General features: G+C 73.1%; 7 protein-coding genes and 2 pseudogenes. 4 read left to right on the top strand and 5 right to left on the bottom strand.

The genetic code is table 11. The annotated features are described in order from the left end of the window. Positions 1–732: 732 nt before the first annotated feature. The 5 genes and pseudogenes from QSK30_RS26885 to QSK30_RS26860 form a co-directional block, all read right to left on the bottom strand. Positions 733–3,891 carry a S8 family serine peptidase gene (locus QSK30_RS26885; RefSeq protein ID WP_285506935.1) on the bottom strand — a complete coding sequence of 1,053 codons (3,159 nt, stop codon included), beginning with the start codon at positions 3,889–3,891 and terminating at the stop codon, positions 733–735. A gap of 39 nt (positions 3,892–3,930) precedes the next feature. Next, positions 3,931–7,830 (bottom strand): annotated as a pseudogene (locus QSK30_RS26880) (type I polyketide synthase); the annotation flags it as partial. Positions 7,831–7,904: 74 nt separating this feature from the next. Continuing rightward, entirely contained in the window at positions 7,905–8,543 is a 639-nt protein-coding gene (locus QSK30_RS26875) for a sulfotransferase family protein (RefSeq protein WP_285506931.1), read from the bottom strand. Then, positions 8,540–9,823, bottom strand: coding sequence for an adenylyl-sulfate kinase (cysC, locus tag QSK30_RS36990; RefSeq protein ID WP_352231629.1), 1,284 nt, complete (start codon positions 9,821–9,823; stop codon positions 8,540–8,542). Before cysC ends, QSK30_RS26875 begins: the two co-directional genes overlap by 4 nt. Then, positions 9,820–11,262 (bottom strand): arylsulfotransferase family protein, encoded by a 1,443-nt coding sequence (locus QSK30_RS26860; protein WP_285506929.1) that lies wholly within the window; start codon positions 11,260–11,262, stop codon positions 9,820–9,822. The genes cysC and QSK30_RS26860 overlap by 4 nt, the downstream gene beginning before the upstream one ends. A gap of 296 nt (positions 11,263–11,558) precedes the next feature. Here QSK30_RS26860 and QSK30_RS26855 point away from each other — a divergent pair. The 4 genes and pseudogenes from QSK30_RS26855 to QSK30_RS26840 all read left to right on the top strand — a co-directional run. Next, positions 11,559–16,253, top strand: a pseudogene (locus QSK30_RS26855) (SDR family NAD(P)-dependent oxidoreductase); the annotation flags it as partial. 133 nt (positions 16,254–16,386) lie between these two features. Next, the gene (locus tag QSK30_RS26850) at positions 16,387–17,331 is read left to right on the top strand and encodes an ATP-binding cassette domain-containing protein (protein ID WP_285506925.1); all 945 of its coding nucleotides are present in this window, start codon (positions 16,387–16,389) and stop codon (positions 17,329–17,331) included. Further along, positions 17,328–18,137 (top strand): ABC transporter permease, encoded by an 810-nt coding sequence (locus tag QSK30_RS26845; protein ID WP_285506923.1) that lies wholly within the window; start codon positions 17,328–17,330, stop codon positions 18,135–18,137. The genes QSK30_RS26850 and QSK30_RS26845 overlap by 4 nt, the downstream gene beginning before the upstream one ends. A 12-nt stretch (positions 18,138–18,149) precedes the next feature. Then, positions 18,150–20,036, top strand: a complete 1,887-nt coding sequence (locus QSK30_RS26840; RefSeq protein WP_285506921.1) for an AfsR/SARP family transcriptional regulator — start codon at positions 18,150–18,152, stop codon at positions 20,034–20,036. Positions 20,037–20,351 lie beyond the last annotated feature (315 nt).

Below are 20,351 nucleotides of genomic sequence, written 5' to 3'. Positions count from 1 at the left end.
AGCAGATAGGCCGACCCCGCTGGTACGCAAGTCCCGTTACGGATGCTCGATCTAGTGGACTCGCTTCGTGTGGGGGGAGAGTGCCGCTAAACTTGCCGTGGGTGGGGATGCCCTTACCCTGCCCTTTTCTCTCCACCGCGGTGCTCTAGGGGCCCCGCACGAAGTGAGTTCACTAGATCGAGCCCCCGTCTTTTCCTCGGGCAGCCCATGTGTATGTGCCGCCCGAGGCCTGTGGAGTGTAAGCCACCCGTGATCCCCTGAATCCCCTACGCCAATTATCACTACGGCCTGTGATTGTTTGTCAAGGCGGGAAAGAGTACCTTGACAAACAATCACAGGCCGTGTTTTGGCTGCGTATGGAATGCAGGGGGCGGGCTGGTCAGTGGGGACGTTGGTGGGGGCGGCGGCAGGGTGAATGGGCTGTGGGGTAGTCGATCGGGGTCGCAGCGGCGGGGTTTGCCAGGGGAAAGCCAGGAACGGATCAGTGGTGAGTCCCGTTCCTGTTGGTGCTATTGCCAGGGCAGGCGGAGTTTGGCACTGCGGTTTGGTTGGCGGTGGGCTAGGACCTGGACTCGCCATGCGGTTCTGGTTGGCACCAAGGGAGTTCATGGCTTTTCGGCACGGGACTGGACCGGCAGTGCCGCGCGGCCGGGCCCTGCACGCCCGGGCCGCGCGGCATGGTCGAACCAGCGCGGGCCGGGATCCGGTGTGGGAGCCCGGGCCGCAGGTTCGTCAGACCAGCTTGTAGGCGTCGATGACGGTCAGCTCCAACGCCTGGCCTGTGCGGTCAGTCGCCTTGGCTCGTAGTGAGACCGTTCCCGCCTTGTTGGGGTGGCACAGGAATGCGGTGCCGCCGAATACCGGGGCCTTCTGCCAGGTTGTCCCGCTGTCGTAGGAGACCTCGACCGACAGTGTCTTCGCTGGCCGTAGGTCACTGCTTCCCTGGGCCTGCAACGAGAACGGCACGGCGAAGAACCGGCCCTTCGGGGTCGCGTTGGCCTTGTCCAGGTTCGGGGTGATGCGGATCGTGGAGAGCGGTAGCGGTGTCAGGGTGTCGGTGTGTGCTGAGCGGAAGCTCCATGACGCGGTGACCCTGGTGGAGACGTCGGCCGTGCCCGGTGCTCGGGTCGCGTCGGCGACGAGGCGGTAGTTGCCTTCTGGGGCGGGGACCGCGAAGTCGACGGGGGGTGGCGCGGTGGACTCGCCGATCTTCTTGTCGTCCAGGTACAGGGTGGTCGCGGTGGTGGCCATGGCCGAGGTGCCCGCGTTGCCGTTGCCGTCGCCGAACAGTGGGATGTAGGCGTGCACGTAATCACCGATTCGGCTGACCCAGGATTGTTCCTTGGGCAAGGCCGGGAAGACCGGGCCGTAAACGCCGTGGTTGAAGGTTTCCTCGTAGGTGCGGCCTGAGCGGTAGTGGCGCATCGGGCTCAGCACGGTGCTCTCGACCGTTTGGCCGTCCGGCTGCAGCTGCACCAACTGGGTGTTCCACAGCGTGCCCTGGTCCTCGGTCGTGTAGTACTCCTCGCGCACGCGGGGCAGGGTGATGGTGTCGTTGGCGACGAAGGGGTCCGGGAGCTTGCCCTCCACCGGGTACGGGAACTCGCCGCGCAGGGCCGGTTGGGCGGGGTGGGTGGGGCGCAGGTCCGCGTGGACGTGGGCCAGTTCGCGTTTGCTCGGTCGCTTGGTGAAACCGGTGGGCATGGCGCCGTGGACGAACCAGGCGAGGCCGTAGAAGGTGGCGTCGTCGGTGAGCCACTGGGTGTGGAACCGGGCCGTGAAGTCGCTGCCGGGCACCGGGTCGCCGAGGCCCGCGGTGGCGAGTCGGGTGACGTCGGCGATGGTGAAGCCGACAGACGCCAGGCCGTAGGAGACGGCGACATCCAGGAAGTAGCCGCGGGCGTCGACCGGGGGTTTGATGTCGATCGGCTTGGCCAGGCGGTAGTCCAGGACCACCTCCGTGTCGCCGGTGACGGTGAGCTTGGGCTGGTAGAGCCAGCTGAGGTTGTCACCGGTCAGCAGGGCGCTGACCGCGTAGTCCCCCTTCGGCAGCCGGAGCCTGCCGGACGCGGGCACGCCCCACTGCCTGCCGGTGGTCGTCGAGGTGAACCCGGCCTGCGAGGCGATCGCCGGGTGGCCGTCCAGGCCGAGCTGGCGGACGGTGATCTCGAAGGTCTGCTCCGAGCGGAGGAACACGACCGGCGTGCGGACGAACTGGCCCGGGCCGCGTGCGATGACCACGCCCGCGTAGATGCCCTGCAGCGTCGCGGTCGCGGCGTCGGCGGTGTAGGTCGCGGTCGCGGTGCCGCCCGCCGGGACGACGAGTCGGGCCGGGGTGACGGTGACCAGCGTGGAGAGTTTGCCGTCGGGGCCGTACATGATCGACGACAGGTCCAACGTCTGCGGCTCGGTGCCGGTGTTGCGGTAGGTCACGGTCTTGGCGTGCGTGCGGCCGCTGGTGTCGGGGAGCTGTTGCACGCCCAGGTGCACCGACGGCGGACTGGTCGCGAGCGTCTGCTTGATGGCCGTGGCGAGGTCGACGCGCCCGAGGCCCTCCTGGTAGATCGTCTGCGACACACCGGGTTTGGCGCTGGCCATCAGCACGGCCTTGAGCTGCTCGCCGGTCCAGTCCGGGTGCTGCTGGGCCAGCAGGGCCGCCGCGCCCGCCACGTGCGGGGCGGCCATCGAAGTACCGGTGTCGGCCGCGTAGAGGCCGTCGCCGGGTGAGGCCGACGAGCGCGCGGCCACGATGCCGACGCCGGGCGCGGTGATGTCGGGTTTGGCGCCGGCGTCGCCGATGCGCGGGCCCCTGCCGGAGAACGAGGCGATCTTGTCGGCGCGGTCCACCGCGCCGACGGTGAGCGCGGCCTCGGCGCTGCCGGGTGAGGTGATGGTGCCCGGGTTCGGGCCGGTGTTGCCCGCGGCGACCACGAACAGCGTGCCGTGCTGGGCCGAGAGCGTGTTGACCGCCTCCTCCAGCGGGTCGGCCCCGGGCAGGTCCGCGGCGCCGAGGCTCAGGTTGACGACCTTGGCGTCCTGCTCGACCGCCCACTGCATCCCGGCGATGATCCACGAGTCCCGGCTCAGGCCGTTGTCGTCGAACACCTTGCCGTCCAGCAGCCGCGCGCCCGAGGCGATGCCGCGGTAGCGGGCGCCGGTCCCGGCGAGGATGGAGGCCACCGTGGTGCCGTGGCCGACCCGGTCGACCGTGTCCGGGGCGTCGGAGAAATTGTGCTCGGCCACCTCCCGGGTGGCCAGGTCCGGGTGGGTCTCGTCGACGCCGGTGTCGAGCACGGCGACGGTGACGCCCGCGCCGGTGTACCCGGCCTGCCAGGCCGCGGGGGCGCCGATCTGGGCGGCGCTGCGGTCCAGCTGTGCCTTGCGGGCGCCGTCGAGCCAGATCCGGTGCACGCCGGGCGTGCCGACCGCGCGCCAAGCCGAGCCGTCTCGGCTGGCGGTGACCGCGGAACCGTTGACAGCAGCCAGGTTCGCGGTGGTCACCGTCCCGGCGAGCGCGACCGGTGCCAGACCTGGGTCGTAGGTCACGATCAGCGGCAGGCCCGCGCCGTGCGCGTCGTCGTAGCCGGAGTCGAGCAGGGTGGTGATGTCGAAGAGCCGCTCGTCGACCTTGCCGTCGGTGATCGCGGCCAGCGCGTCGACCGGGACCACGAACTGGTGGCCGTCGCGTTCGTAGTGCGAGAAGGCGGTCCTCTCCCGCGATGGCCCGGGACGGATCGACCGGTGCCCGAGCGCGTCCACCACCACGCGGTCACCGGTGAGCAGCGTGACCGATCGGCCGACGACCGGCTCGGGCGCCGGTGGCGCCGCCTGGGCCGGGGCGAGCTGGACGCCGCTCAGCACGGTGCCGAGGACGACGGTGGCGGCGGCCACCCTCGTCGCGCGTCTCCTACTTGTACGCAATGGTCTCTCCTATGCGAGTCCGGTACGGAGGCACTCGGCCACCGCCGCGGGTGTGGGGTGGTCGAAGACCAGGGTGGGCGCCAAGACGAGGCCGGTGGCCGCACTGAGCCGGTTGCGCAGCTCGACCGCGGCGAGCGAGTCAAAACCCAGCTCACGCAACGGAACGGCGGCGTCGACAGCGTCCGGGCCACGGTGGCCGAGCACCGCGGCGACGTGCCCGCGCACCAGCTCCAAGAGGTCTGGCAGCTCGGCCGCGCACACAGCCACCGGCGTCTGGCGGACCACCAGGTGGCGCAGCGGGACCGGCACCGTTGGCCATATCCGCAACGCGTCAGGATCCAGCTCGACCGGCACGAACACGGTCCCCTGGGTGCTCAGCGCCGCCACGACCAACGCACGCTTGTCCTCAGTAGACAGTGGGGTGACGCCGGGGTGGTCCACCTCGCCCGGGTCCCAAGCCAGTGCCAGAGCGTGGAGACCGAGCGCGGCGCGGCGGTGCGCGAGGGCGTCGAGGGCGGCGGCGGGGACAGCGCCCTTGCCGCCCAGCAGTCCGGTCGCCGAGCCGGAGAGAACGAACACGGCCAGGTCGTGTTCGGCGGTGAGTTCGTGCAGGGCGCGCGCCTCATCCGGGCGCCCGCCCGCGTAGACGACACCGGCGAGGGGGAGCGCTTCGGCGAGCGCGTGCGGGATGTCGTCATCGGTGAAGCGGATCGCGGTGTCGACCAGTTCCTCCGCCAAACCGGGTAATGGGGTGCCGAGCAGGAGCAGGTGGAGCGCACCCAAGTCGGCCATCGCGCGGGCGAACAACGCGCGATCGTCGTCGGATCCGCCCGCGATCAAGACCGTGCCGGCCGAGAGATCGGGTGGCGGGCAGTGGCCGCCTGCGGGCAGGAGCCTGGGCTCGAACACTGCGCCGTCACGGACGAGCAACTGATCACCGCTGCCGGCTACTGTGGCCACAATAGACAGTGGCTCCGCCGTGGGCAGGTGGATCAGCCCCACCTGACCCGGGTGGGCGAGCTGGGCCGAGCGCACATACCCCCACACCGCGGCGGTCGCGGGGTGGTCGGGTGTGCCGACCCGGGTGACCACCACCGGTCGGGCGTCCGCCCAGTCCGGGTCGGTGCGCCACCGTTCGAGCAGTGTGGACACCTGGCGGAGCGCGCTCAACGCGTCCTCGTCGGTGACCGGGAGGACAACCGACCCCGTCAAGGTCTCCCCCGCCACGACCTCGTCGGCGAGTCGTACCTCCGCCGGGACAGGGTCGACCTCTATCCACTGAGGACATAGAAGCGCGCCGAGGAGGTGGCGCTCGGCCGGAATCCAGTAGCGGGTGCGCTGGAAGGGGTAGCCGGGCACCGGTTCCGGGGTGTCCGGGATATCAGCCAGCAGCGCCCGCCAGTCGACACCGATGCCGTGCACGTGCGCGGCGGCCAGGTTCATCAGGAGCCGAGCCGGGGAGCCGTCGTCGCGGCGGATGGTGGAGATCACGGTGTGGTCGCCGTGGCCGTGCAAGTTCTGGTTCAGCGCCGCGGTGACGATCGGATGCGGGCTGCAATCGACGAAAGCTTTGTGGCCCAGAAAAAGAAGCGCGTCGATGGCGCGGTCGAGCCGGACCGGCGCACGAAGGTTGCGGTACCAGTAGGCCGGGTCGAGGGTCTCGACCTCGGTCCCGGTTACGGTCGAGATCATCGGGATGGTCGGGGCGCACGGGGTGATCCCGTCGAGTTCCGCCAGCAAGGCGGGTTCGACCACGGCCACGTGTGGGCTGTGCGAGGCGTAGCCGATCGGGGTACGGCCCGCGCGAACGCCGTTCAGTTCACAGTGCGCCAGCAGGGTTTCGAGGACTTCGGGCGTGCCGGACACCACGATCGACGCGGGCGCGTTCACCGCCGCCAACCACACCCCGGTGCTCGGGCAGCCATCCGGTTCACACGGCGCGCCGTTCACGCCCGCGACGTCGTGTGCCGCCGCGTGCAACCACTCCCACGGCGCCTGCACCCAGGCCATCGCACCGCCACCGAGCTCGGCCACCAACCGGGATCGGACCACCACGACCCGCACGGCGTCCACAAGGGACAGTGCGCCCGCCACGCAGGCGGCGGCCACCTCCCCCTGCGACTGCCCGGCGACCGCGTCGACGCGCACTCCCGCGGCCGCCCAGACAGCAGCGAGGGAAACCATGACCGCGAACAAGACGGGCTGCACAACCTCCACCCGGCGCAGGGCGACGGGGTCGGCGAGCACCGCGCGCACATCCCAGTCGACCCAACGGGACAACTCGGCGGCGCAGTCGGCCATCCGGTCCCGGAACGCCGGGCAGGTGTCGAGCAACTCGACCCCCATGCCCACCCACTCCGAGCCCTGGCCGCCGAAGACCAGCACCACACCGGAACCCGCACGGCCGACATCGCCGGGACCGGGCACCAGCCCGGCGGCCACCTCGCCCAGACCGTCCACAGCGGACTCCACCGAGGCGGCGAGCACCACCGCGCGATGACCGAGCAGCGGCCTGCCCGACAACGTGACCGCCACGCCGGCGGTCGACCGGCCAGCCAGGGAATCGGCCAGCCGGGCCGCCTGGGCGCGCAAGGCCGACGACGACGCGGCCGACAACAGCAGCGGCACTGTCGCCCCCACCAGGCCAACGCCCGGTTCGGTCGTGCGCGACGGAGACTCAGGCGCCTGCTCCAAGAGCACGTGCGCGTTGGTCCCGCTGATCCCGAACGCGGACACACCCGCTCGACGGGGACGCCCGGTCTCGGGCCACGGCACCGATTCGCGCAACAGCGAGACCGGCCCCCACTCCACACCCGCGCACGGGTGCTCGACGTGCAGCGTCCGGGGCAGCACACCCCGGCGGAGCGCGGCCACGGTCTTGATCACGCCCGCCATCCCCGCCGCCGCCTGGGTGTGGCCGATGTTGGACTTCACCGACCCCAGCCACAGCGGCCGGTCCCGCCCGGCCCCGTACGCGGCCACCAGCGCCCGCGCCTCGATCGGGTCGCCCAGCGGCGTCCCGGTGCCGTGCGCCTCCACCGCGTCCACATCGGACGGTGTCAGCCCGGCGTCGGCCAAGGCGGCGGCGATCACTCGGGCCTGGGCGTCGGCGTCAGGCGCGGTGAGCCAGCTCGACGCGCCGTCGGAGTTCACCGCGCTGCCGCGCACGACCGCCAGCACCCGGTGCCCGAGGCGGTGGGCCCGCGAGAGCCGCTCCAGCACCAGCACACCCGCGCCCTCCGACGGGCCGAACCCGTCGGCGCCCTCGGCGAAAGCCCGGCACCGCCCGTCGGCGGACAGCGCCCCTTGGCGGGCGAACTCGGTGAAGGTGCTGGGCGTGGACAGGACCGTCACCCCGGCGGCCAACGCCAGCGCCGACTCGCCGCGGCGCAGCGACTGCACGGCCAGGTGCAGCGCCACCAGCGACGACGAGCAGGCGGTGTCCACCGTCAGCGCCGGACCGGTGAGCCCGAAGGTGTAGGCGACCCGGCCGGAGACCACGCTGGTGGCGCTGCCCAGGCCCAGGTGCCCGGCGGCCTCGGGCGGCACCGCGCGCAGCCGGGTGCCGTGGTCGTGGTGGGCCACGCCGACGAACACCCCGACCGGCTCGGCGCCGCCCGGGGTGATCCCGGCGTCCTCGAACGCCGACCAGCACACCTCCAGCAGCACCCGCTGCTGCGGGTCCATGCCCAGCGCCGCGCGCGGGCTCACGCCGAACAGCTCGGCGTCGAAGTCCAGCGCGTGCTCGAGGAAACCGCCGCCGCCTGTCACCCCGCGCAGGTCCCAGCCGCGGTCGGTCGGTGGCGCGGACACCACCTCGCGGCCCTCGGCCACGAGGTCCCAGAGCCCGTCGATCGAGTCGACACCACCGGCGAACCGGCAGCCGACGCCGACGATCGCGATCGGCTCGGTCAGCTCGGCCACCCGGGCGCGCAGCACCCGCAGCTCGGCGAGGAGCTCTTCCATCAGGGGGTCCTTCGACCTCAGGCGGTCAGCAGCCGCTCGACCATGGACTGGAACGACGCGGTGTCGTTGAGGTGCGGGAAGGGCTCGTCGGGCACCGGCGCGCCGAGGAACTCGCACAGCGGCGCCCACCCCTGGCCCACCTGGTAGACCAGCAGCCGGTCGGCGGGCACGCCCGCCCGGACGGCGGCGTTGTGCGCGGTGAACGCCGCGACCATGTGCTCCCGGTCGTCGGTGCGGCCGCCGAACGAGCGCGCCGAGATGGCGGTGACCAGCTGCCCGTACCACTCGTACCCGGGTACCCGGGCGGCCCGCTCGGGGTCGGCGGCGATGCGCCACACGGGGAGCAGCGTGCGGGCGAGGCTGTCGTACCAGCTCTGCGGGTCCCGCTCGGTGAGCACGACCTTGGCTTCCGGGTAGCGCTCCACCAGCTCGGCCCAGAACGCGCAGCCCGGCCAGTCCATTGTGGACTGGAACCCGTCGTAGAGCGCGGCCCAGTCGACCGGTTCCCCAGCCAGCCCGGCGAGCCAGCGCTCGCCGTGGCCGGGGTGCTCGGTGACCTCGAACATGTGGTAGCACGGGCCCAGGCCCAGCCGCTCCAGGGCGGCCTTCACCGAGGCGGTGCCGGTGCGGCCCAGCCCGGCGCCGATGACCTTCATGCGAGCTCCTCCTGCGGTTCGGTTTCGGTGGCGGACGCGCGGATCGCGGCGAGCACCCGCTCGGCGTCCTCGGTCCGGCAGACCACCAGGTCGGGCAGCCAGGCGTCCGGGCGGCCGTAGACCAGCGGGGACCCGTCCAGGCGCGAGGCGTGCAGCCCGGCGGCCAGCGCCACCGCGACCGGCGCCGCGGAGTCCCACTCGTACTGCCCGCCGCCGTGCACGTAGAGGTCGGTCTCGCCGAGCAGCACCGAGGCGATCTTGACCCCGGCCGAGCCCATCGGGACCAGGTCCGCGTCCAGCCGCTCGGCCAGCGCCCCGGCCAGCGCGGGCGGCCTGCTGCGGCTGACCGCGATCCGGAACCGGCCCGGCGCGCGCGGCCGGGCGACGGCGCTCCCGGTGGTGAGCACCAGGTCCCGGGCGGGCAGCGACACCGCGCCCGCGGCGAGCGCGCCGCGTTCCCAGAGCGCGACGTGCACCGCCCAGTCGGTGCGGTCCGGCTCGCCGAACTCGCGGGTGCCGTCGAGCGGGTCGACGATCCAGAGCCGGTCGCCCGCGCCGTCGCCGGGCGCCTCCTCGGAGCGCAGCCGGTCGGTGCGCCGGTGCTCGGCGATCCGGTCGGCCAGGAACCGGTGCGAGAGCTTGTCCCCCGCCGCGCGCAGCGCCTCCGGGTCGGTGAAGCCGAGCTGGTCGCGCAGGTCGAGCAGCCGCCTGCCCGCGGTGGCCGCGAGGTTGCCCGCGAGCACGTGGTCGCGGGTGTCGCCGGGCGAGCGCCGGAGCACCGCGAGGATCCGGGCCACGGCCTCGGTCGCGGTGCAGGTGTCGGTGTCGACGACCACCTCGGGCCGGGTCGGCGTCTCGTACGGGTCGCTGACGCCGGTGAACCCGGAGATCTCCCCCGCCAGCGCCTTGCGGTAGAGGCCCTTGGTGTCGCGGCGGACCAGCTCGTCGAGCGGCGCCCGGACGTGTACCTCCACAAAGGACGGAAGACTGGCCCGGACGGTGTCCCTGGCCTCCCGGTAGGGCGAGATGAGCGCGACGATGACGGTGACGCCGTGCCGGGTGAGCAGGCGCGCGAGGTAGCCGACCCGGTTGACCTGGATGTCGCGGTCGCGCTTGCTGAAGCCCAGCTCGGTGGACAGCGCGGCGCGCACCTCGTCGCCGTCGAGCACCTCGGTGGGCACCCCGGTGCGGTCCAGCTCGGCGGCCAGCAGCCGGGCGATGGTCGACTTCCCGGCCCCGGACAGACCCGTCAGCCAGACGACGGTCCCCGGGGCGCTCACGTCGACCGCACTTCGACGACCGGCGAGGTGCCCAGCACCTTGCCGTCGGCCGACAACGCCCGCACAGCGGCGAAACCGTCGCCCCGCGCGGCGCTGACGACCGTCTCGAACCCGCTGCGGGACGCCTCGCCCGCCACGGTGAGGCGGTTGCGGTTGGACCCGGTGAGCAGCTGCCAGCGGCGGACCTCGGTCGCGCCGTTCCAGCTGGCGTAGGCGGTGACGCCGCCGTCGGCCGCGCGCAGGGCGGCGACGGCGGGGGGCTCGGTGGGCGTGGCGTGCCAGTCGACCCGGTTCGCCACGTAGGTGTCGGTGCTGGGGTTGGCGAAGTGCGCGTCGTAGATCATCGCGCCGTCCCGGTCGAACTCGCTGAACCGGCCGCGGTCGCCCCAGCTGACCAGCGCGTGCCCGTCGGGCAGGGTCTGGTTGCTGCCCTGGGCGCCGGTGGACAAGCCGTCCGGGGTGCTCAGCGAGCGGGCCAGCGTGGCCGTGCGGGCGACCGGGTCCAGGTGCAGCGTGATCGCGCGGGAGGACGGGCGGGTCGGCGTGGTGGGCGGGAAGGAGGCGGCGGCCTCGTTGTCGAACATGCTGATGTCACCGCCGGGCACCGCGCGGACGTTGTGCTGCCAGGCGAACACCGCTTCCGGGGGGAGCGCGTAGTCGGAGTGCTTGCCGCCCAACCGGGACAGCACCCGGCCGGTGCCGCGCTCGAGGGTGTAGACGGTGTGCGTGTTGCGCCCGCTGACCACCAGGTTCCCGGCGTCGTCGAGGTCGACGGCGTTGATGTGCAGGTAGTCGTAGCCCATCAGCTCGTTGGAGCGCAGGTAGGACTCGGCGAGCGGGATGTGGTCCAGGCTCGACCAGGTCATCAGCACCCGCCCGGAGGCGATGTCGATCTCCCGGATGACGTTCTCCACGATCGGCCGCAGCGAGACGCCGTCCGGGGTCGTGGTGGTGGTCCGGTAGCCCACCGTGATCAGCGTGTTCTGCGGGGTGATCCGGATGGCGTGCAGGTCGACGCTGCGGTCCTGGCCGACCTGGGCGACCGTGCGGTAGTTCTGGTCGACGATGGTCACCATGCCCTGCCCCCAGCCCAGCGGGACGAACGAGCCCTCCCACCAGATCAGCACCGGCTTGCCCTGGTAGGTCTGGGCCTGGGCGTTCATCACCAGCCGCAGCTTGTCGCCGCGGGGCAGGAACCACACCGGGCTGCCGCTGTCGTCGACCAGCATCGGGCCGGTCTGCGCGGTGCCCGCGGCGGACTTCGGCGCGAGCAGGATGGTGCCCGGCGAGGTGGGCGCGACGGCCCGGTCGACGGTGATCGCGGGTGGGAACAGGTCGGGCCGGGACAGGAAGCGCCCGGCGGCGTCGACCGGCGCGAGCGGGGCGACCGGCACCGCCGCCAGCGCCGCGGGCGGCACCGAGAAACCGGGGAAAACCACGACAATGACCCCGGTAATGGCACCGAGAAACGACGCTCGGGTACGGTCGAGGAAAAGCTTCGGCGCTAAAGGCATTTCGACATCCAGACAGCCGAGGGGATACCGGATCGGCACCGCCGAGATCCGGAAGTCCAGCCAGCATGGCACAAGCGGTCGAGCAGGCCAAGATCCGGCAATTCCCGGAACTGGTCCGGGAGCGGACGTTATAGCCAATTCTTATAACGTCGGAGAACAGCCGGATATGGCCAGTGGCGACTGTTTCGCCTTATGTTCGACCGGTGCACACCGACAACCCGAGTAACGAACCGGTCGCCGTGGTCGGGCTTGGCTGCCGCTACCCCGGCGGCGTGGCCTCGGCGACCGACCTGTGGGAGCTGGTGGTCGCCGGGGGCGAGGGCATCGGGCCGTTCCCGCGCGACCGCGGCTGGGACCTCGACGCGCTGCACGACCCGCGACCCCGCCGGGCGGGCCGGACCTACACGCGCGCGGCCGGTTTCCTGCATGACCTGCCGCTGTTCGACGCCGACCGGTTCGGCATCTCCCCGCGCGAGGCGCTGGCGATGGACCCGCAGCAGCGGCTCCTGCTGGAGGTCAGCCACTCGGCGCTGGCGCACGCGGGCATCGACCCGGTTTCCCTGCACGGCAGCCGGACCGGCGTGTTCGCCGGTGTGGCGTACCAGGACTACGGCATGCCGCTGCACCTCAGCCCGGCGCTGGTGGCGGGCAAGCGGCTCACCGGGAGCCTGAGCAGCGTGGCCTCGGGCCGGGTCGCCTACGTGCTGGGGCTGACCGGTCCCGCGATGACCATCGACACCGCGTGCTCGTCGTCGCTGGTGGCGTTGCACCTGGCGTGCCAGTCGCTGCGCGCGGGCGAGTCGTCGTTGGCGCTGGTGGGTGGGGTCACCGCGATGTGCACCCCAGGCGGGATCGTCGACTTCGCCCAGCTGCGCGGGCTCGCGCCGGACGGGCGCTGCAAGGCCTTCGGTAGCGGCGCGGACGGGACGGTGTGGGCCGAGGGCGTCGGAGTCCTTGTCGTGGAACGTTTGTCGGACGTGCAGCGGAACGGGCACCGGGTACTGGCGCTCGTGCGCGGCAGCGCGGTGAACTCCGATGGGGCGTCCGACGGTCTGCGCACACCCAGCGGCGCGGCGCAGGAAGTGGTGATCGAACGGGCGCTCGAGGCCGCCGGGCTGGCGCCCGACGAGGTGGACCTGGTGGAGGCGCACGGCACCGGAACGCCGTTGGGCGACCGGATCGAGGCTCGCGCCCTGGTGGCCGCCTACGGGCGCGACCGGACCGCGCCGCTGTGGCTGGGGTCGGTCAAGTCCAACATCGGCCACGCCGCGGCGGCGGCGGGCGCGGCGGGGGTGATCAAGGCGATCGCGGCACTGCTGCACGGCGTGCTGCCGCGCACGCTGCACGCCGAGCAGGTGTGCGACGGCGTGGATTGGTCAGCCGGGCCGGTGGAGGTGTTGCGGGACAACGTGCTCTGGCCCGACCGTGGCCGTCCGCGCCGGGTGGGGGTGTCCGCCTTCGGTATCAGCGGCACCAACGCGCACGTGGTGCTGGAACAGGGCGACGCCACCTGGCCCGCGGAACCCGCGCCGCACCCCGGGACGCGTACGAGGTACTGGCTGCACGACCACGCGCCGTTGGAGACCGGTGTCCCGGCCGCGCCACACCCCTTGCTGGACAACGAGATGACGGGTGCGGATGGTGCGGTGGTGTTCACCGGCGCGCTCGACGCCCACCCCTGGCTCGCCGACCACGTCGTCGCGGGCACGGCGACGTTGCCCGGCTCGGCGCTGCTGGAGTGCGCACTGCACGTGGGGCGGCGCACCCGGCACCCGGTCGTGGCGGAACTGGTCCTGCACGCGCCGATCGCGGTGGCGGACGGCGAACTGCGGCTCACCGCCGAACCCGCGGTCGACGGCACCCGGGCGCTGCGGATCGAGGCGCGCACCGCAGGTACGCAGTGGACAACCAGGGCCACCGGCGTGCTCAGCGACGACCACGAACCACTCCCCCCGCTGCCGTGGGCGACGACGTGGCCGCCACGTGGGCGGCTGATCGACCTCGACCGGCTCTACCGCGACCTCGACGAGAGGGGCTACCGCTACGGTCCGGGGTTCCGGGCCCTGCGCCGCGCCTGGCACGGAGCGGACGGGCACCGCTACGCCGAGACGACCCGACCGGTCGACGCGGTTCGGGGCTTCGACGTGCACCCGGCGCTGCTCGACGCGGCGTTGCACGTGCTCGCCGACACCGACACCGCCGACGGTCTGCCGCACTCGTTCACCGAGGTCCGTTCCCTGAACGCGAGCGCGCGCGGACTCCGGGTGCGGATCACCCCGACGAGCGGGAGATCCCTGGAGATCGCCGCCGCGGACACCGGCGGCAGGCCTGTGCTGGCGATCGGGTCGATGGGGCTCCGCACCAGCCACGGTGGACTTTTCAGCCAGGTGTGGACGTCCACCTCCCCGGCCGCGCACCCCGGCGTGGTCGCGGTGCTGGGCGACGCGGACTGGGTCGGGGCCACCGGGCACCGGCACAGCGACCTGGCCGCGCTGGCGGTGGCGGTCGACGCGGGTGACCCGGTGCCGGACCTGGTGCTCGTCGAACGCGAGGGCGCCACCGCGGAGTCCGCCGTGACGTGGGCGCTGGCGACCGTGCGCGCCTGGCTGGCGGCGCCGCGGTGGCGAGGCAGCATGCTGGTCGTGGTGACCCGGGGCGCGGCGGGTGACGACCCGCCGACGGACCTGCCGGGCGCGGCCGTGTGGGGGTTGCTGCGCTCGGCTCGCGCGGAGCACCCCGGCAGACTCGCCGTGGTCGACCGCGCCGGACCGCTTGATGTGTCCACAGTGGCCAGTGCGGCGGTCGGCGAGGCGGTGGCGTCGGGGACCGAGGTGCTGGTGCCCGAGCTGCGGCCGTACGCACCCCGGGGTTTCCCACTCCCCCAGGGCCAGTGGCGACTCGTTCCAGGCGAGCGGGGCGCGATCGAGGACGTGGCTCCCGGCGCGACCGCGGAGTCCGAGCCCGGACCGGGCCAGGTGGAGATCGACGTGCGCGCGGCCGGGATCAACTTCCGCGACGTGCTGCTCGCGCTGGGCAGCTACCCCGGTTCGGGCCTGCTGGGCAGCGAGGCCGCTGGCGTGGTCCGCCGCGTCGGCGAGGGAGTCGCGGACCTCGTGCCGGGCGACCGCGTGTTCGGCTTGGTGCCGGGCGCGTTCGCGGCGCGCGCGGTGACCGATCGACGCCTGCTCGCGCCGATGCCCGCCTGCTGGTCGTTCGCCACCGCGGCCGCGGTCCCGGTGGCCTACCTGACCGCCTGGCACGGCCTGTTCGACCTCGGTGGACTGCGTGCCGGGGAGACAGTGCTGGTGCACGCGGCGGCGGGTGGGGTCGGGATGGCCGCGGTCCGGCTGGCCCAGCTCGCGGGCGCCCGGGTGCTGGCCACCGCGGCACCCGGCAAGCACGCGCTGGTGCGGTCCCTGGGCGTCGACGATGTCGCCTCCTCCCGGGACACCCGCTTCGCGCGGCGCCTGCACGGCGCGGACCTGGTGCTCAACTCGTTGACCGGGCCGCTGCTCGACGCCTCGTTGGAACTGCTGGCCCCCGGCGGCAGGCTGGTCGACCTGGGCAAGCTGGACGTGCGGGACCCGGAGCGGGTCGAGCGCGAGCACGCCGTGGCCTACCGGGCGTTCGACCTGCTCGACTCCGCCGGGCCGGACCGGATCGCCGAGCTGCTCACCGAGCTCGCCGCCCTGGCCGGGCGCGGGGTGCTCGACCCGCCCGCGCCGCGGGCGTGGGACGTCCGCGACATCGGTCGCCCGCTGCGGCTCATGCGCTCGGGCGGGCACACCGGCAAGCTCGTGGTGACCGTCCCCGCCGACCGGCTCGGGCTCGGCACGGTGCTGATCACCGGCGGAACCGGTGCGCTGGGCCGGATCTTGGCCCGGCACCTGGTCTCGACGCACGGCGTGCGGCACTTGGTGCTGCTGAACCGGACTGGCGAAGTCGCCGACGGGCAGCTGGCGGAGTTGCGCGCGGCCGGGGCCGAGACGGTCGTCGTGCGGGCGTGCGATGTCGCCGACCGCGCCGCGCTGGCCGAGGTGCTGGCCGGGATCGAGGCCGGCCGACCGCTGGTCGGCGTGGTCCACGCGGCGGGTGTGCGGGCCGACGCCACGGTGGAGTCGCTTACCGCCCAACAGGTCCAGGAGGTCATGCGACCGAAGGTCACCGGTGCGCGACTCCTGCACGAGCTGACCGCGGGGGCCGACCTCGACCTGTTCGTGCTGTTCTCCTCGGCGGCCGGCGTCCTGGGCGCCGCCGGGCAGGCCAACTACGCCGCCGCCAACGCCTACCTCGACGCGCTGGCCCGCCACCGGCACGCCACCGGACTACCCGCGACCGCCCTGGCCTGGGGTGTGTGGGCGCACCGGGGCGCGATGACCGCGGACCTCGACGCCGCCGACCTGGCCAGGATCGCCCGCGCGGGCCTCGCTCCACTGTCCACACAGGAGGCCCTCGCGCTGTTCGACCGAGCGCTGCGCGGCCCCGACCCGCTGCTGGTCCCCCTGCGCCACAGCGATATCAGCGACACCACCGACCTGGAACCGGAACCGGACGCGCCCTCGGACGTACTCACCCTGGTGCGCCGGGAAGTCGCCACCGTGCTCGGACACCGCGACCCCGCCGCCGTCGACCCGCACCGGCCATTCCGCGAACTGGGCTTCGACTCGCTGGCCGCGGTGGAGCTGCGGAACCGGCTCGGCGCGGCGACCGGCCGGGCGCTGCCGCCGACGCTGGTCTTCGACCACCCCAGCCCGGCCGCGCTCGCCCGGCACCTCGACACACCCGAGAGCCCCGCGAACCCCAGCCCCACAAGGGTTCTGGCGGCGGACGACCCACCGCGCGCGCGGCCGGTCAGCGTGTCGGCGGCACCGGCGGCGGACGACCTTATGAGCGGCTGGGATTACCCCGGCCAGTGATTCACCACCAGTATTCACAATAGATCGTCGACCGCGTGCGGCCCGATTGTTCGGAAAGGACGAGCCAGTGCCGCGAAATCGGACAAACGCACTGGACCACCCTTTTCCGGACCCGGCGACAAGGCCAACAACAATGCCGCGACCACGAATCGACGCCGTCGACCTGGGCAAGACCTACGCCGAGGTGACCGCGTTGACCGGAGTGAACCTACAGGTGGAGGCGGGCACCGTGCTGGCCGTGCTCGGGCACAACGGCGCCGGGAAGACGACCCTGGTCGACATCCTGGCCACCCGGGTCCCACCGACCTCGGGCACCGCGACGGTGTGCGGGTTCGACGTGCGCCGCGCGGGCCACGAGGTGCGCAGGCGGATCGCGCTCACCGGCCAGACCCCGTCGATCGACACGACGCTGTCCGCCAGGGCGAACCTCGTGCTGTTCGCCCGGCTGCTCGGCGCGCCCGCCCGGGCGGCGCGGGAACGGGCCGCGGAACTGGTCGAGCTGTTCGGCCTGACCGAGGCGGCGAAGCGGCCCGCGCACACCTACTCCGGCGGTACCCGGCGCAGGCTCGACCTGGCCGCCTGCCTGGTCGGCTCGCCGCAGGTGCTCTTCCTCGACGAACCGACCACCGGGCTGGACCCGGTGGGCCGCAACGGGTTGTGGGACCTGGTCCGGGAGCTGGCGCGCGCGGGCACCACGGTCGTGCTCACCACCCAGTACCTCGAGGAGGCCGACCAGCTGGCCGACCGGCTGGTGGTGCTGGCCGCGGGCGCGGTCGTGGCGGGCGGCACGCCCCGCGAGCTCAAGGCGCGGGTCGGGGCGCGCACCGCCGCGCTCGGCTTCCCGGACGCCTGGTCCGCGCGCTCGGCCCTGGACCGGTTCCGCCAGAGCGGGCTGGCCCCGGTGCTCGACCCGGGCGGGCACCGGGTGAGCGCGCCGCTGCCCGAGGCGGGCAGGCTGCTGCCGCTGCTGCGCGCGCTCGAGCGGGCCGGCCTCGACGTGGTGGACCTCGCGGTCACCGAGCCCACCCTCGACGAGGTCTACCTCGCCCTGCACCACGCCGCCTGGGACCTCGCGTGAGCGCGCCGGGTCCCGACCGCGCCGAGTGGACCGGGAGCTCGCTGCCCACCCAGGTGTGGGTGCTGACCACCCGCTCGCTGCGCGCGGCCTTCGGCGACTACCGGCTGGTGTTCTTCGGCCTGCTGCAGCCGGTCGTGCTGCTGCTGCTGTTCACCCAGGTGTTCGCCGGTGTCGGGGCGCTGCCCGGGGTGGCGCCCTACGCCGGCTACGTCAACTACCTGATGCCCGCCACCCTGGTGAACATCGCCGTGATCACCGCGATGGGCGCGGGCGCCGGGCTGATGGCCGAGACCTACACCGGGGTGGTGGACCGGTTGCGCAGCCTGCCGATCCGCCCGGTGTCGGTGCTGCTGGCCCGCACCTTCGCCGACAGCGCCCGGCTGACCGTGCAGCTGGCCGCGATCACCGGGGCGGGCGTGCTGTTCCTGGGCTTCCAGCCCCGCGGCGGCGTGCTCGGCCTGGCCGCGGCGGTGCTGCTGGCCACGGTCGTGGGCTGGGGCCTGAGCTGGGTCTTCGTGGCCATCGCGACCTGGCGGCGCAACGTCGAGCTGATGCAGGCGGTGTCGTTCGTCGCCATGTTCCCGCTGATGTTCTCCAGTAGCGCGTACATGCCGCTGGCCAGCATGCCCGGGTGGATGCGCGCGGTCGCCACCGTCAACCCGATCACCTACGCGATCGACGCCACCCGCGCCCTCGCGCTGGGCAGACCCCCGGGCGCCGCGCCCGCGTGGGCGCTGCTGCTGGCGCTGGGCGCGGCGCTCGGCGCGGGTGCCGTCGCCGTCCGGAACTTCCGCCGGGCGACCTGAGGCGAGGACGCCATGAGCATTCGGATCGAGATCGTCGGGCCGCTGCGCGCCACCGTCGACGGCGTGCCGGTCACCCCGTCGCAGCCCAAGCTGCGCCAGCTGCTCTCGCTGCTGGCGGTCGACCCCGGCGCGGTGGTCCGGCACGAGACGATCACCGACGAGCTGTGGTCCGGCCCGCCGTCGGTGAAGCTCGCGCGGATCACCCAGACCTACGTCTCCCAGCTGCGCAAGCTGTTCGGCACGGCCGAGGCCTGCGTGCACACGCCCAAGGTCGGCTACCGGCTAGAGCTGCGCGCGCCGGACTACCTCGACGCCGAGCGCCTGACCCGGCTGCGCGAGACGGCCGAGGCCCACCTGCGCGCGGCCGACCCGGTCGCCGCGGCCCAGGTCCTGGGCACCGCGGTCGGCCTGTGCCGCGGCGAGGTGCTCTCGGACGTGTCACTGGGCCCGGTGCTGCGACTGGCGAAGGCCCGCCTGGACCTGCTGCGGGTGGGGGTGCTGGAGCGCTACCTGCGGGTGCAGCTGGACCTGGGGCGCCCGGACGCGGTGCTGGCGCTGGCCGACCGGATCGTGCGCGAGGACCCCCGGCACGAGCAGCTCTACGCCTCGCTGCTGCTGGGCTTCGCCCTGGTCGGGCAGCGCGCCCGGGCGACCGACCTGTTCCACGACGTGCGCGCCCGACTGGCCAGGGAGTCCGGGCTGGAACCCGGCCAGGCCCTGCGGTCGGCCTTCGAGCAAGCGCTGCGCTACGAGCCCGCGGCCCCGGTGGCGACCGTGCGACCGCTGCGCGCGCGGCCGGAGCAGATCGCGCCGGTCGGGGAGCTCGTCGGCCGCGACAAGCAGGTCGAGTCCGCGCGGGCCGAGCTCACCCGGACCCGGCGCACCCGACCCGCGGTCCTAGCGGTGGTCGGCGCCCCAGGCGCGGGCACCACGACGTTCTGCGCCCGCGTCGCCGACGAGGTGCGCGCCTCCTACCCCGACGGCAGGCTGTCGGCCGACGTCGCCGACCGCGGCCCAGCCGAGGTGCTGGCGGGTTTCCTGGTCGCGCTGCGGCCGGACGCCCCGGTACCGGACGGGGTGACCGCGCGGGCGCGGCTGTTCCGCAGGCACACCGCGGACTCCCGACTGCTGGTGGTACTGGACAACGTCGACGACCGGGTCGATCTGTCGGTGCTGATGCCGGGATCACCGGACAGCGCACTGCTGCTGGGCTGCGCCGCGCGGCTGCCCGCAGGCATCCCGGCGGTGGAGCTGCCCAGGATGTCGGCCGAGGACCTGCTGGCACTGTTCGCCACTCGGGTCGGCCCGGCCAGGGTGGAACGCGAGCCCGCCGCGGCCTGGTCACTGGTGTCACGCTGCTCCGGCCTGCCCCTGGCCGCCGCGGTGCTGGCCGAACTGGCCCGCTACCGTCCACACTGGTCACTCGGACGACTGGCCCAACGACTGGCGGCGGACCCCCTGCTGGCCGCGGGTCCGCTGGACCTGGCCGCGAGCGTGGCCCGAAGCGCGTCCGGGCTGACACCCCCACAGTGGGCAGCCCTGGTGCGCCTGGCCCACCGCGACCCCCGACCGGACACGGTCACGGCGGACTGGACGGCCCGCGCCCTGGCCCTACCCCGCACGACCGCGACAGCACTGCTGGAACGCCTTTCCCTGGTACGACTGGCAGATCAAGCACCACCGGGCCGGGGCCTCACGGCCGAGCGGTACCGAATCGACCCGCTGTACCTGCGCGCGGTCCGCGAGCTGTGCGCGAGGTCCTCCCGCTACGACACGACAGTCTGGACACCACCCCCACGCTCGCACGATGGCCGGCCCCACCAGAATCCAAACCCCGCTGGTAGGCAACAGGACCTCAACCTCGCCGGCACCGCGACAGAATCCCGAGCCCGCTGGTAGCCAACAGCATCCCGACCCCACCAGCACACAACACGATCCCCACGCCACAGTTACACAACAAGACCCCGACCTCGCCAGCACCGCGACAGAATCCCGACTTCACTGGTGCGCAACAGGATCCCCACCCCACCAAATCGCAGCGGCATCCCGAGCCAACTGGTACGAAACAGAGTCTCAACCCCGCTGGTACGCAACAGGCCACCACGTCCAGCAACCTCAGCGGGTTCCCGACCCCGCTGGTACCGCCGGCCCCGCTACGGATGCTCGATCTAGTGGACTCGCTTCGTGTGGGGGGAGAGCACCGCTAAACTTGAC

This window comes from Actinokineospora sp. NBRC 105648 (genome assembly GCF_030269645.1).
Lineage (GTDB): Bacteria > Actinomycetota > Actinomycetes > Mycobacteriales > Pseudonocardiaceae > Actinokineospora.
The sequence above is the reverse complement of the archived record's forward strand: the minus strand, read 5'-3'. Positions and strand labels throughout refer to the sequence as shown.